Annotated in this window: 17 protein-coding genes; 1 reads left to right on the top strand and 16 read right to left on the bottom strand. The window is 37.7% G+C overall.

Annotated elements, in window-relative coordinates; genetic code table 11:
- Nucleotides 1-20 precede the first annotated feature (20 nt).
- The 16 genes from AOC36_RS05155 to AOC36_RS05230 form a co-directional block, all read right to left on the bottom strand.
- Nucleotides 21-605, bottom strand: a complete 585-nt coding sequence (locus tag AOC36_RS05155; protein ID WP_067632111.1) for a histidine phosphatase family protein — start codon at nt 603-605, stop codon at nt 21-23.
- Between the two features lie 24 nt (nt 606-629).
- Nucleotides 630-1,403, bottom strand: coding sequence for an AAA family ATPase (locus tag AOC36_RS05160; RefSeq protein WP_067632114.1), 774 nt, complete (start codon nt 1,401-1,403; stop codon nt 630-632).
- Between the two features lie 21 nt (nt 1,404-1,424).
- On the bottom strand, nt 1,425-1,934 hold the full coding sequence (locus tag AOC36_RS05165) for a GNAT family N-acetyltransferase (protein ID WP_067632119.1): 510 nt from the start codon (nt 1,932-1,934) through the stop codon (nt 1,425-1,427).
- Between the two features lie 163 nt (nt 1,935-2,097).
- Nucleotides 2,098-2,763, bottom strand: a complete 666-nt coding sequence (gene deoC / locus AOC36_RS05170) for a deoxyribose-phosphate aldolase (RefSeq protein WP_067632120.1) — start codon at nt 2,761-2,763, stop codon at nt 2,098-2,100.
- A complete protein-coding gene (locus AOC36_RS05175) occupies nt 2,747-4,204 on the bottom strand; it encodes a UDP-N-acetylmuramoyl-L-alanyl-D-glutamate--2,6-diaminopimelate ligase (protein WP_067632122.1) in 1,458 nt (485 codons plus the stop codon). Before AOC36_RS05175 ends, deoC begins: the two co-directional genes overlap by 17 nt.
- A complete protein-coding gene (locus AOC36_RS05180) occupies nt 4,201-4,893 on the bottom strand; it encodes a hypothetical protein (RefSeq protein ID WP_198401209.1) in 693 nt (230 codons plus the stop codon). Before AOC36_RS05180 ends, AOC36_RS05175 begins: the two co-directional genes overlap by 4 nt.
- Nucleotides 4,894-4,936: 43 nt before the next feature.
- Nucleotides 4,937-5,635 carry an RsmE family RNA methyltransferase gene (locus AOC36_RS05185; protein WP_067632126.1) on the bottom strand — a complete coding sequence of 233 codons (699 nt, stop codon included), beginning with the start codon at nt 5,633-5,635 and terminating at the stop codon, nt 4,937-4,939.
- Nucleotides 5,636-6,376, bottom strand: coding sequence for a pseudouridine synthase (locus AOC36_RS05190; protein WP_067632128.1), 741 nt, complete (start codon nt 6,374-6,376; stop codon nt 5,636-5,638).
- A complete protein-coding gene (scpB, locus tag AOC36_RS05195) occupies nt 6,360-6,899 on the bottom strand; it encodes an SMC-Scp complex subunit ScpB (RefSeq protein WP_067632129.1) in 540 nt (179 codons plus the stop codon). Before scpB ends, AOC36_RS05190 begins: the two co-directional genes overlap by 17 nt.
- Nucleotides 6,900-7,625 (bottom strand): segregation and condensation protein A, encoded by a 726-nt coding sequence (locus AOC36_RS05200; RefSeq protein ID WP_067632133.1) that lies wholly within the window; start codon nt 7,623-7,625, stop codon nt 6,900-6,902.
- 14 nt (nt 7,626-7,639) lie between these two features.
- Nucleotides 7,640-8,941: a pyrimidine-nucleoside phosphorylase gene (locus tag AOC36_RS05205; protein WP_067632140.1), complete on the bottom strand. Its 1,302-nt coding sequence runs from the start codon at nt 8,939-8,941 to the stop codon at nt 7,640-7,642.
- A complete protein-coding gene (locus tag AOC36_RS05210) occupies nt 8,941-9,399 on the bottom strand; it encodes a dihydrofolate reductase (RefSeq protein ID WP_067632142.1) in 459 nt (152 codons plus the stop codon). Before AOC36_RS05210 ends, AOC36_RS05205 begins: the two co-directional genes overlap by 1 nt.
- Nucleotides 9,399-10,268 carry a thymidylate synthase gene (locus tag AOC36_RS05215; RefSeq protein ID WP_067632145.1) on the bottom strand — a complete coding sequence of 290 codons (870 nt, stop codon included), beginning with the start codon at nt 10,266-10,268 and terminating at the stop codon, nt 9,399-9,401. The genes AOC36_RS05210 and AOC36_RS05215 overlap by 1 nt, the downstream gene beginning before the upstream one ends.
- 15 nt (nt 10,269-10,283) lie before the next feature.
- Nucleotides 10,284-10,541 carry a hypothetical protein gene (locus AOC36_RS05220; RefSeq protein ID WP_067632146.1) on the bottom strand — a complete coding sequence of 86 codons (258 nt, stop codon included), beginning with the start codon at nt 10,539-10,541 and terminating at the stop codon, nt 10,284-10,286.
- Between the two features lie 204 nt (nt 10,542-10,745).
- The gene (gene yfmH, locus AOC36_RS05225) at nt 10,746-12,014 is read right to left on the bottom strand and encodes an EF-P 5-aminopentanol modification-associated protein YfmH (RefSeq protein WP_067632148.1); all 1,269 of its coding nucleotides are present in this window, start codon (nt 12,012-12,014) and stop codon (nt 10,746-10,748) included.
- A complete protein-coding gene (locus AOC36_RS05230) occupies nt 12,001-13,224 on the bottom strand; it encodes a M16 family metallopeptidase (protein WP_067632150.1) in 1,224 nt (407 codons plus the stop codon). Before AOC36_RS05230 ends, yfmH begins: the two co-directional genes overlap by 14 nt.
- A gap of 74 nt (nt 13,225-13,298) precedes the next feature.
- Here AOC36_RS05230 and AOC36_RS05235 point away from each other — a divergent pair, with 74 nt between their 5' ends.
- Nucleotides 13,299-14,741, top strand: a complete 1,443-nt coding sequence (locus AOC36_RS05235; protein WP_067632152.1) for a nicotinate phosphoribosyltransferase — start codon at nt 13,299-13,301, stop codon at nt 14,739-14,741.
- Nucleotides 14,742-14,747: the final 6 nt, after the last annotated feature.

The raw sequence follows: 14,747 nt of genomic DNA on the forward strand, positions 1-14,747 counted from the left end.
AACAATTAAAGGAATATTCCTTACAACAGTATTTCCATTTGATGAACATCTTGATCGGCAAGTGTTATGAATGCAGCATTATTCAAATGGTACTGAACCATCATCTCAAAAGGAGTTTTGTTGAGTAAGGATAACAACGCCATTACCACACCGCTGTGAGTCACAATTAAGACGTCATCTTGATGATTCGAAATAATTTGTCTAAGCCCTGATAAGACGCGCTGTAAGACTTGTTGATAGGATTCCCCTTGATGAATGTTTGAATAGCGTCGATTGTGAGACCATGTACGAAATGAATCCGGATCATCGTTTTCAACTTGAATCCACGTCTTCCCTTCCCAGGTTCCTAATGCAATCTCCTGAAGATTTGGCATTTCAACCATACCAATTCCACAAACTTGAGACACAATTGTTGCGGTATCTTTTGCTCTTTTTTGGGGGCTTGTGTAGATGTAAGAAAAAGCGACGTGCATTTGATTCAGTTGATCAGCAAGTGCGTGAGCTTGCAAAATCCCTTTAGGTGATAAATCAGTATCACTACTTCCTTGAATACGTTTTTCTTCATTCCAATATGTGTGACCATGTCGTGCGATGTATAGTTTCATAGAGACTCCTTTATCATTAACAAATTATGAACCTTCTTCATTAAAAAGATAATGCATGAACCGCTGCGGATCTTTCAAAAATGAACGTGTGTCACTCACAATTGGGTGATTATCGTATGAAACTTCATTAATTGCTTCATGTATATAATAAATCTTAGCCTGAGGATATGCTAAGAGTATGGGCGAGTGGGTACAGATAATAAATTGACTCCCCTTTTTCACATACTCACCAATAAGGTAAAGCAAGGTTAATTGGTTTTGAAACGAAAGAGGGGTTTCGGGTTCATCAAGTAAATAAAGTGATTGTGAACGCAGTCTTTCACTAAAAAAGCGGATATACCCTTCGCCATGCGATGCCTTTAGGTAAGATTCAACAATCCCATTCATGCGCTGTGTATTGCCTTTATGAAGGTTTGTCTCAAGAAGATAAGCAAGTGATTCTGGATTTTTATGGCGTGCTTGAGCATCCTGTAACATCATTTGATTGGTTTCAACTTCATCGGATGCCCAGGACAAATAGGTGTAGAAGTCTTCACTTTGGAAATAATACCCTTTCTTAAGTTTAGAAGACCATGAAAGTTTGAACCCATCTTCATAAGGGTGGTGCATTGACGATGCTTTTCCAACGGGAATACTTTGGGTTAAGGTGCTAATCGCATTGAGTAAGGTTGACTTACCACATCCATTTTCACCGGTCAGAAAGATTACAGGTGAGGAAAGATCAAGCGAATCGAATTTCAGTATATTAAATGGATACTCAGTCTGTGTTGCATTCAAGCATGTAATTTCTTTTAGCATAGTATCTATCTCCTTGTGCAGTTATGATTCAAAAAAGAACAGCGTTCCTAATGACCCATCTTCATAATGCGAATTAGGATAATCGACGACCTTCTCATAGTTATTGAGGGTATAGGTTGAAATAACTTTTTCCCAAAACTTTACGGAAGGAATATTTTTAGGGTGGCATTTAAGTTGCCATGATCCTTTATGTAATGAACAAAGGGTTTCAAATACAGATGTTCCAACACGGTTTCTGCGGTATTTATGGAGTATAAAGAACTCAGAAAGTGAAAAATCTGTAATGCGATCAAAGGCTTCTGGATAGTCATTAACCATCACAAAACCAGCAAGAGCATCATCAATCATAATGAAGTATGCCCAACGATTTGATTGAGTCCATGTGTAATCAAGGTACATATACCCATAAAGTCCCAAGGGGTTTACATCAACTTCTGTGTATTGTGAGAATTCATAGAGATATTTTTCAAGTAAGTTTGCAAGAATCTCTCGTTCTTCAAGGGATACGGGTTTAAGTGTGAAAGTGTACATCACATCATCTCCTTTAGCGTGAATATTATACTGTATTAACCCTAACATTAACAAGGTATCGCTGTCTGAATCAATGGGGTATCAAAGTGTTATGAATCATCGTGAAAGATTGCCTTAAAAGAAAAGAGAAACCAAATATCACGGTCTCTCTAGAAATTGTAACTTAATAAGTGCCTTCAACCTTTTGACCTTGCATTAAAGCAACACCTCCTGAAGTGCCTAAGCGTGTTGCGCCTGCATTAATCATGTTTTGAGCATCTTCAAATGAGCGTACACCCCCTGAAGCTTTAACCTGTGCTTTGTCCCCTACTGTTTGTTTCATAAGCGTTACTGCTTCTACAGTTGCCCCGCCTGAATTAAATCCAGTCGATGTTTTCACAAAATCAGCACCGGCTTTAACTGAAGCATTGCATGCATTCACAATCTCTTCATCAGAAAGAAGACAAGTCTCTAAGATAACTTTTAGTACTAAGTCACCACATGCTTCTTTGATTGATTTTATTTCGTGTGTAATCACATCAAGTTTTCCATCTTTTAAAGCGCCAACATTGATGACCATATCAATCTCTGTTGCGCCATTTGCAATGGCATTCTTTGTTTCAAATACCTTAGTTTCAGTTGTGTTTTGACCTAAAGGAAATCCAATAACGGTACATACTTTAACATCAGAACCTTTAAGAAGTTCTGCACATTTTGATACGTAATAAGGATTGACACAAACGCTCATAAAATCGTATTGCAACGCTTCTTTACAAAGTGTTTCAATTTGGAATTCTAAAGCTTCTGGCTTTAAGAGTGTGTGGTCGATGTATTTATTGAGTGTGTTCATTTTTTTCCTCCAATGATTGTTTTACAGCATCTGGATCACCCATCCAAGGTTCTTTACCACTGGGTCCGTGCTGATAGGTTTCGAGCCCTTTTCCCATGATAACAACAATATCACCAGGATCCGCTCTCATTATAGCATTTTTAATGGCTAAATATCGATTTGGCTCAATAATTGTTTCAGTTTTAGTGATGCCAGTTTTGATATCATGGGCGATGTCTAAAACAGATTCAGATCGCGGATCATCTTCTGTTAGAACGATAACATCACAGTAAGCATCGCTGACTTGTCCCATCATCGGGCGTTTGTCATGATCGCGTCCCCCTGCACTACCAAATACAGCGATTACTTTGTTGTTTGGGTTGATGATGTCTTTACAGTATTGATACATCTTCTCCATACCATCGGGTGTGTGAGAATAATCTACAATGACTTTAAAGTCCTGTCCATAGTCTAGAAAATTGACGCGTCCTGTAATTTCTGAAAGTGTAGCAGCTGCAGATACGATTTCTTGAAGTGAAACGTGGGTTTGGTTGTGGATCATCGCAATCGCTAGAACCAAGTTATAAACATTAAACCGTGCGACACGACTTGAGTAAACATCGTAGGATTGGTGTTTATGGATTAGCTTAAATTCTGTATGATCATCAAACAGTTTGATATCAGCAGCTTGATAGTCTGCTGTAGGGTGTGTCCCATATGTAACAATCGATTGTGTATATCCAGTATGAATCAGTCTTTGACCGTATTCATCGTCTTCATTAATTACCATAATACAGGATGGTTTTGCTTGATCAAAAAGACGTTTTTTAGCATTGAAATAGGCTTCCATATTCTTGTGATAATCAAGGTGATCTTGCGTTAAGTTTGTAAATCCAACCACATCAAAGTCGATATTGTCAACACGACCCAAGGATAAGCCTTGACTTGAAACTTCAATTGCTACGGAATCAATTTGATGGTTTACCATATCACTGAGAAGTTCCCTAAATTCAATTATATCGGGTGTTGTGAGTTTTGCAGGTAATTCAATATCATCATAGCGAATGGCGACAGTTCCCATATATCCTGCTTTAACCTTGAGTTGTTTCAAAAGATCATAAATCATGACAGCGGTTGAAGTTTTACCATTGGTCCCTGTGATTCCATATAGCGTTAAATGGCGGGATGGATCGCCATAATAAAGGTCAGCAACCCGTACTAATTCTTTTTGAACATCGTCAACCTTAATGTAAAGAATATGATCATAGTAAGTTGTGAATGGTTTGGAATGGACAATACATATTGCACCTTTTTCAATGGCTGTATCCACAAAGTCATGGCGATCTGCGCTGACGCCTGTAGTACAAAAGAAACACGAGTTCGCAATCACTTGGTTCGTGTTGTTGCATAAACGTGTTATCTGTCTTGAATCATCGACTCCAAATAAATCAAACCCTGTCATGATTTCACCTTCTTTTGTCTTTTCTTCACGAGTTTATTGTATTTCTTAATAAAACGCTTAGAAACCACTTCTTTATCCACTAATGCTTTATAAAATGCATCTTCATCTTCCGCTAATAATAATGAAAAGGTAAAGATGTCACGCTGCATCAAATCTTTTGTTTTTAGGTATGGAAATATGTCGTAGTCTTTATCAGATACTTTAATGAATGCTTTACCACGTTCATCATGTAAAATAAAGAAGTCTTTGGTATCAAACGAACACTCAAATTCTCCCATATTTGCAATAAAAGGCAAGCGTCCGTAACGATTAATGTTGATAATCTTACTCTTAAAGTTTTGATACAGTTCGAAAAACTGAGGAAGTTCTAGAATGGCGACTTCTTTTGAATACAGTGCGTTCATCAGTTCATCAAAAAATGGAATAAATATTTGTTCATTATTATAGCTGAAGTGTTTTAAGTTTTGAAGTTCTGGTTTTAAGTCTTTGAGGATCAAAGCATTTCTTTCTTTAAAACTCAAATAGTCCCACATATCAAAACATTGACTGCGCACACTTTCATAGCATGATTCAATGGTCTCTTTGTTTCTTAATCCTTCTTCAAATACAGTTAATGTAAGATAGTCCATCAAGTTTTTCGGATCATAAGGCAATGAAAAACGTTCAGCGAGTGTTTTAAGCTGATTCATGCGTTTTTTATTCAATTTATACTTATGATACTTTGATAGCATATTATCCAATCTCCAATGTACTAATTAAGGTTGCAACTGCAAGTGGTGCTGTTTCAGCACGGTAGATATAAGGTCCAAAGCTGACTGCTTGGATGTTTAATGAATCAAATAGAGCACGTTCTTTATCAGAAAAACCTCCTTCAGGTCCAATAAATACAGTGATTGAGCCTTGAGATTTGTTTAAGACACTGAGCAAGTGGGGATGGTCTGATGTATCACCATATAGATTAAAATCAGATAAGGTTGATTTTAAATCTTTTGACTCAATAATTCCAGATACACTCACGGGGAATTGACGGTAAGACTGTTCAGAGGCTTCTTTCGCAATTAATTGAAGTCGTTCAAGTTTACGTGCTTCCCGTTTTCCAAAATCGCGCACGACCCCACGATCGGATCGATACAAGATGATTTCATCAACGCCACACTCACATGCTTTTTGAATCATCCATTCAAGACGCTCAGAACGTATGAGTGAAGCAACAATCCGAATGCGATATTTCTTTTTGTAAAAGGTTAAGGGTTCAAGAATATCAAAGGAATCCAAAGCGTTTGTATTAAATCGTGCAAGGACGCCGTTTCCCTTTGCATCAACAAGACGAACGGTATCGTTTTGTTTCATTCTTAAGACATTTTTTATTTGGTGGTGTTGGTCATCAGATAATGACGGGTTGTCAATATCATCAATAAAAAACTGTTGCATTTATAGTTCGCCTTTAGCCATTAATGAAAGCTTTTTGATTTCAAAAGGTTTCAAGTCCCTATATTGACCAATTCCCACACCATCCAGCGTTACTGGACCAATTGCAAAGCGATGAAGCCGCACAACAGGAAGTTTAAAGTGCTCCATAACTTTACGAATTTGACGATTTTTACCTTCTGATAGAATTAAGGTAAATGCAGTTCTGTCTGCTTTTTTAATATAACGAACGTCTTCGACTTCCATCCCTTGGTAAGAGACACCATCAACTGTAACGCCTTGACGCAGTTTCTCTGATACGCTGAATGGGAGTTTCCCTTTTACTGATACACGATAGGATTTCTTAACGTGGTATTTTGGATGCGTTAGAAGTTGTGCAAACGCACCATCATTGGTGAGAATGAGTGCGCCTGTTGTATCCATATCAAGACGTCCTATCGGATACAGTCTGTGTTGATCGTGTACGATGTCAATAACAGTCGGTCGATCATGTGTATCGGATGCACTGGATAGAACACCTCTTGGTTTATTCAATAAATAATATACACGGTTATTCTCTTGAATGATTGGCTTGTTATCAACGGTAATCTTGTCTTGTGGCAACACTTTAACACCCAATTCTTTGACCACAACGCCATTGACTTTAACTTTTCCGTCAAGGATCAGTGTTTCTGCTTTACGACGCGAACATACCCCCGCATCCGCGATTGCTTTTTGTAATCTTATTTCATTTGAAGAGCTCATGATTTTCTCCAATCATTTCTACTTTAATTTCAGGCAATTCATCTAATGATGTCAGTTTAAATACATCAAAGAATGAAGAAGTTACTTCATATAATATGGGTCTACCCGGTGTGTCATTGCGTCCCGCTTCGCAAATAAGGTCTAGTGCTTCAAGACGGCGACACATCATATCACTGTTAACACCGCGGATTTCTTCGATCTCAACGCGTGTAATGGGTTGTTTGTAGGCGATGATTGCAAGTGTTTCAAGGGCAGCTTGAGATAATTGACGGGTGCGGTTAAATTCAAGCAGTTCACCAATAATCTCGTGATGTTTCTGTTTCGTAACAAGTTTTAAGACACCACCATATTCCACAACATCAAGACCGGATGTTGCACTTTCTTTGTAGTGGTTTTTAAAGTCTTCAACAAATGTATTACACGATCCCTCATCAAGATTGAATACAGTCTGTAATTGAAATTTAGTAATGCCTTCATCACCAAATGCAAAGAGTATTGCTTCTAATGTACCAAAATCTTCCATCTAGACTGCTCCTTTCAGATAAATTGCGTCGTTTTGAGTGCTCAAGAGTAAATCACCCATTCGTAACATATCTAAAACTGCTAGGAATGTGACAATCATAAAACTTACATTGGGTGATTTCTCGAGCAAATCATCCAATGTCATTACTTTTTTGTTTAAAAACTCCATCCGCAGTGAAATGATGCGATCATCCACTGAATATTCAACACGTTCGATGGATACTTCATGTGGATTTGCAAGCTTAAAGCGTTGCATTACCTTGACCATGGCATTCATGAGATCATAAGGCGTTTGATCATAAGAAATACTATCCTTAAGTGATGTTTTAATGTCTTTTAGAAGTTGAACAGAGATGGGTTTTGTATGTTGTTGGAGCCGTTCTTGATAGCGTACTGCAAGTTCCATACTAACTTCTTTGTAGCGTTGATATTCAAGCAACCTTTTCACCAGGTCTGTTTCTTGGTCTTCAAGTTCTTTGACATCAAGTTCACTTTTGTCACGAGGCAAAAGCTTTTTACTTTTATATTCAATAAGTCCAGCGAGTTCTGCAATGTATTCTGCAGCAATCTCGAGTTTTTGTTCTTTAGCGTGATTTAAAAAATCAGCATATTGATTCGCGAGTTCAAGGATGTTTAAGTCAAAAAGATCAAGTTTCTTATCCTTGATCAAATAAAGCATTAAGTCCAAAGGACCGGAAAATTGTTCAATTGTAACTTCAAATGCCATCCAAAATCTCTTTTCTAACTTACGATATCCGCGATTAATTGCGGTGTTTCAAGTGCATTGTCTGTGTAAGAGAATGCTAATTTGAATTCTTCAATGTGACGCGACTCAATGGGTTCATTGCTATACAAAGTACCCAGAAGTTCGCCTTCACTTACAGAATCCCCAACTTTCTTATTTAATATGATTCCAGCCTTAAAGTCAATGTCTTCATCTTTTTTTGTGCGTCCTGCACCTAAATGAAGTGAAGCCATTCCAAGTTCTAAAGCTTTTAAATCAGATACAAATCCATGGGAATCAGCGTAGACTTGTTGGGTGTAGGCTGCGTGAGTAAACGCACCAAGGTCTTCAAATACTGATGTATCGCCACCTTGTCTTGCAATCCACTCAAGGAATTTCTTATATGCTGATCCATCTTCGATGGAAGCTTTTGCTTTTTGATACCCTGCTTCATATGAATCAACTTGCTTGCCATGAACAAGCATATGTCCACATGCAACCAAACAGAGTTCTTCTAAGTCTTTCGGTCCATGTCCACACAGCGTTTCAACGGCTTCCTTTACTTCAAGCGCATTTCCAATACAAAAACCAAGGGGTTGATTCATATTCGTAAGAAGTGCTGTAACATCGCGTCCAAGGTTTTTTCCAATGGATATCATCACACGTGCTAATTCGCGTGCATCATCCAATGTCTTCATAAATGCTCCCTCGCCATATTTTACGTCGAGTACGATTGCATCGGCTCCACCTGCGATTTTCTTAGACATAATCGATGCAGCAATCAGTGGAATTGATTGAACCGTTCCCGTTACATCACGTAAAGCATAAAGCACCTTATCTGCGTATACTAGATTTCCTGTTTGACCAATGATTGCGACATTAATGTCGTTTACTTGATTTACAAATGCGTCATTTTCTAAATTAATGTCAAATCCTGGAATTGATTCAAGTTTATCAAGGGTTCCACCGGTATGTCCAAGTCCCCTTCCACTCATTTTCGCAACTTTGCCACCACATGCAGCAACAATAGGACTGATGACAAGGGATGTCTTATCCCCAACACCTCCAGTGGAGTGCTTATCGACTTTAAGACCATGAATTAAGGATAAATCAATGGTGTCACCAGAAGCAATCATCGCTTCTGTTAGTGCTGTTGTTTCTTCCATATTCATACCATTTAAAGTAATTGCCATCAACAAGGCTGAAGATTGATAATCTTCAACCGTGTGGTTTGTAAGTCCTTCAATCCAAAACTTAATTTCTTGAGAAGATAAGGCGTGTCCATCGCGTTTCTTCTCGATTATCTCAACGATTCTCATCAAATCACCCTTTCGTATATAACTAAATTATACTCTTTAAATTCACGCATTTCCTTTATTCTAAATTCATTAATTGAAAACGACGGAAAATAAGTGTCGCCAATGACGTCATTGTCTTTAATGAAGGATAATACGAGTTTATCACAGATTGGTAAAAGAAGTTCATAGATGGTTCCTCCGCCACATACGACACATTCCTTTTCACTGTTTTTATATGTTTTAAAAAATGCATTAATATCTTGAATGCTGTTTGGATATGTGGTGTCTGTTGTGATTACATGAATGTTTCGACCTCTGAGTTTTTGAGGTAATCCTTCATAAGTAACCCTCCCCATACACAAATCCTTTCCCATTGTATAGGATTTAAAATGTTTTAAGTCTTCGGATGAATGCCACGGCATCACCCCATCACGGCCGATGGTACCATACTGATTCATCGCTGCGATACAGGTAATCATTAAACGCTCACCTTGGCTTTAATGGAAGGATGATGGTTATAGTTTACGATTTCAAAGTCTTCATATTTAAAGTCTTCAATTTCTTTTTGATCCCCGTGAATGATTAATTGTGGGAGTGGTAATGGTTCACGTGATAGTTGTTCTTCAATTGCATCAACGTGATCATTATAAATGTGCGCGTCACCTAACGTATGAACGAAGTCACCAACTTCTAAGTTGCATATTTTCGCAATCATATGCACAAGCAGTGCGTATGACGCAATGTTGAATGGAACACCTAAAAAGATGTCGGCACTGCGTTGGTAGAGTTGTAGGGATAATTTGCCTGAATCACTGACATAGAATTGTAGAAATGCATGACATGGTGGCAAAGCCATCTCATGAATTAAAGGTGGATTCCAGGCACTCATTATAATCCGACGTGAAGTTGGATTGTTTCGGATTTGATCAATTACTTCTTGTAGTTGATCAACACCCCCAAAGTCACGCCATTGCTTTCCATAAACAGGACCTAAATCACCAAATTGAGCAGCGAATGCATCATCGTGAGCAATTCTCTCAATAAATTGATTCATTGTTTCGTTTTGATACATATCTGACGCTTTAAATGCAGCATATGGCCACTCGTTCCAAATCCTTACTTTGTTTTGAACGAGCCATTGTATGTTCGTATTGCCGCTGATAAACCAAAGTAATTCTTTCGCAATAGATGCGAAGTGTACGCGTTTTGTTGTGAGCAAAGGAAAGCCTTCGCTTAAATTAAACCGCATTTGGTATCCAAATACACTGCGTGTACCTGTACCAGTACGATCCATACGTTGTTCACCATGTTCCATTACAAACTGACATAAATCGAGATATGTTTTCATAAAAGTCCCCTTATCTTAAGCTAAATATTCTAAATTTTCAGCAATTAACATCAAGTCATTGCCGCGTTTTTCAATTCTGCCGTGTACAGCGATGTTATCGTCTATTTTACGAAATGACATAACTTCTGCAGCCATGCCCTGCCATAAATGAATGCGGTAGATTTCTGTTTTAAATGAGAAATCCGCTTCTCTGAAGTTTTTAATGACTTCAATATCAAATGCATGATAGATGCCCCCTTGCAGATCCGCAACTTTCGACGTTTGACTCTTCACTTTTCCGACGAGACTGAACTGGTTAATACGCTTCACCTCAATTCTAGATCCGTTAGATTTTCGGCACAAAAATCATACAAAAATTATAACATACTCTCTACGTGATTTTTTGCTTAAATCTATGATTTATGAGGTAAAAAGATAGGATTAATCAAACAATCAATTTCATACAATAATCGATGTGATGATCAAACTTAAAGCTTCTTAATCTGAATGGGTAGGTTCGTGTGGTTTCATTAGTACAAAGCTTGAATTAAAGTTTTGTAAGAAATCTAATGTATTAAGTACTCTTTTGTAATCCAAAGTCTTAATGAATTCAAGGTAATCAAAGTATTGGACCCTTTTAAACCCAGTACTTAATATATTCATGACAAAACGATCGTTGTGTTCCATTAACATAATCAGGCGTCCATATTGACGTCTTGACAATTGGGTAAAATTATCTGGGTTTACTTCTAGTTTTTGCATTACTGAATCAATGAGTTCTCTGAAAGCCTCTGGTTTTTCGGCATCGTTAAAGAAATAAACAACACCAAAGCCATCTCTCAAATCGACATCATACATGAATGAATCGCTGATAATTTCATCATCTAACCAGGATTGGTATGCATCATTCATCTCAGAGAAGTTAAGTTGAAGGATAAACCGAACCAAATATTCATCATAGACTTTGTTGGTACCATTGTACTCAAATTTATAAGAGACACTCATTTTTGGAATTAAAACATTGTCATAAATTTCTTCATAAGCACATCGTACAGTGAGTGGTTCATGTTTGAAGTGGGTTTGAACGTTTAAGACTTCATACGGATGATTTTGAGTGTGAAGTGTCACAGTCTCAAAGATTTTCTGTGGGTCTTCCCCAGTTGTAATTACTAGGCCCATTCGTGAGTCTGTGTAATTCATACGGTAGGCTGTTCGTAAATCATCTAAAAGCATTGATGAAACATCTTCTTCAGTTCCCCCAATATCAATTCGTAAAGGAAACGTGTGATAGACATTTTGGTAGGTCTTCATTAAGAGATTTGTATCCGGCATTTTGGCATACATGCGAAGTTCTTCTAAGATAATCCCCTTTTCTTTGTCGACGCGTTCTTGATTTAAAGAAAAACGACTGACAAAATCTATTAGAATCCCCAAAGGGGTTAATACATCGCCATTAGTACTAAAGTAATAAACAGTTTGTTCATGTGATGTGAAGGCATTCGCACTGGCCCCTACTTCAGCAAACTTACTGAATACATCTTCGGTTTCATCTTCAAAGAGTTTATGTTCGAGAAAATGAGCAACCCCTGTCTTGTGTTGAACTTCTAAGCCATCAATGGATTGGATTAAGTCAAGTGCACCAAATGGTGTTCCATATACTGCAACAGATTGTTTAAACCCTGGGCGATGTATAATCGTTACCCGTAGGCCACTTTCCGTTACGAATGCATACGCATTGTCAATAAAAGAATTTTTAATTTGTTTCATCGTCTTGTCCCCTATAGCTGTAAATAAATGAGTGATTGATATGATCCACAACTGCTTGAACAGATTCTGGTGTTACATTCATAATGGATTCAATCATATCTTCGGGTGAATCATCCCGGTTTAATGCATGATTACGAACCACAAATTGTCCTAAACGTCTAAGTTTCTCTGTGGTGCCACTGATTTGATTCACTAAATAAGCTTTTGTTTTCGCAAGATCGTGTGGAGCGCGTTTGATTGCTTCAATTTGTTCTGATACAAGGTCAATGACTTTCGCTTCATTCGAAGGTGAAATGCTGGTGCTTATATAGAACAATCCATCAAAAATAAGCTGGGAAGCATAGATTGAATAACACAAACTGTGTTTTTCCCGAACGTTTTGGAATAAAAGAGACGAAGTGCCTTGCCCTAATAACGCAATAAACACAAGATAAGGAAGGTAAAGTTCATGGTGTGGTGTGATATCAGTTTGGTAAATCATCACAAGCTCTGTTTGATTAGAGGGTTGATAGTCCACCTGATGCTCATTTAAGATTTGATTTGAGACAAGACTTTCTTGTGTTTGTGTTTGTGAAAGCGTTGGGATGGTTGGAATGTCAGATGGAGATACATCCCCAACGACATAGATTGTTTTCTCAAATTCATGAACACACATTTGATGGAATGAGTGCACATCCTCTAAAGTAACACATTCTAGTCGCTCTAAATTTCCATCAGGCTGAATGCCACATATTTGGTCGGGTCCAGCTTTTGATAAGGCTTCTAAAAGTGCAAAGTATTGTGGGTTTTCTTTCACCCTTAACAAATCCTTTTTGACATTCAGTTTGGCTTCCTTAAATGTTTCTTCATTAAGCAAAGGGTTCAATAAAACTTCATACACTAACTTAAACTGTTCATTAAGCAAGTCTTCTTCGACATACCGCTTATTAATTGAACGTGTATTTATTTCAAGAATCTGTGCTTGCCCCAGTGAATAGGTAAAAACAGATAAACTTGTTCCATATAACCAATCCAAGTGTTTTGCCATTTCTTGTTTAGATGGATAGGCACTCAGACGATCGCTTAACATCTTTGTTAAGACATTCGCGGTTGTTGCAGTTTCTTTTGTTAAAGGAAACTTAATTAATAGATTTACGGATACTTCGTTGAACTTTGAGTCGGGAATTAGCCAAATATTTGGCTCACCAACGATTTGATTCAAATTAAACATAGATAAAAACCTCCGATTTAATGGTATAATCACTATAGTACATTATACAACATACTTAGAAGGAATTGATAGTTATGATTAAACTTGATGATATTGTTTTTCTCACTGATCTATATGAGTTTACAATGGCTTATACCTATTTCAAAGAAAAAAGGCATGAAGAAATTGTTTATTTCGATATGTTTACACGACGCACACCCAATAGTGGTGGATATATGATTTTTAATGGATTAGCGAAACTAATCGAAGGCATTAAAAACTTTAAGTTTCAAAAGGAACATATTGATTATTTAAGAGAGTGTGGATTTCAGGATGAAGCATTCTTAAATTATCTTCTAGAAATGGAACTTGATATTGATATGTGGGCGATGGAAGATGGAACTGTTTGTTTTCCAAACGAACCCCTTGTGACTGTGCATGGAAATGTCATCCAGGCACAACTTATTGAAACCATGCTCTTATTATCCATCAATTATTCGACCTTAGTTGCGACTAAAGCTAGTCGTATTGTGACAGCATCACGAGGACGCTCAGTCCTTGAGTTTGGTGCTCGACGAGCGCACGGATATGATTCATCATTGGATGGAGCACGTGCTGCGATCATTGCTGGATGTGTCGGAACTTCGCACACATTAGCTGGTCATAAATTTGGTGCTTATGTGAGTGGTACAATGGCCCATTCTTACATTCAACTGCATGATTCAGAATATGATGCATTCTTATCCTTTGCGAAAATTAATCCAACAAATAGTATTTTCTTAGTGGACACTTATGATACATTAGGATCTGGTGTGCCAAATGCGATTAAAGTTGCTCAGGATTATTTGATTCCAAATGGTTATCGTCTGAAAGCAATACGGCTGGATTCGGGTGACCTTGCCTATCTTTCAAAAGAAGCGCGTAAAATGCTGGATGAACAGGGTTTGCACGATTGTAAGATTATGGCATCAAATTCACTGGATGAATTTATTATTGATGACTTAATCTATCAAGGGGCAGCGATTGATCAATTTGGAGTGGGTGAAAACTTGATCACTTCAAAAAGTGAACCGGTACTTGGTGGTGTATACAAGCTGATTGCATCGGAAGTCAATGGTGTCATCCATCCGAAAATTAAAGTAAGTGACAACATTGAGAAAATTACCAATCCTGGATTTAAACGATTATATCGTTTCTATGATAACACAACTAACAAAGCACTCGCAGACTACATCGCGCTCTCACATGAAACTGTTCCTGAAGATAAGCTTACGATCTTTGATCCAAGTGCTCCATGGAAACGTAAAGATTTGGAAAACTATACAATACGAGAACTGCATGTTCCAATTTTTGTTAAGGGTCAGTGTGTTTATGAAACACCAACACTTCAAGACATAAAGGTTTATGCTGCGAAAGAACGTGAAACACTGTGGGATGAAGTAAAACGGCTTCAAAACCCTCATACCTATTATGTTGACCTATCGCAAGAATTGTATGATCTAAAAATGGACTTATTATTAAGTCTCACTGAAAAGTAGTCTTCG

It is taken from the genome of Erysipelothrix larvae (assembly GCF_001545095.1).
In the GTDB taxonomy this organism is placed as follows: domain Bacteria; phylum Bacillota_I; class Bacilli_A; order Erysipelotrichales; family Erysipelotrichaceae; genus Erysipelothrix; species Erysipelothrix larvae.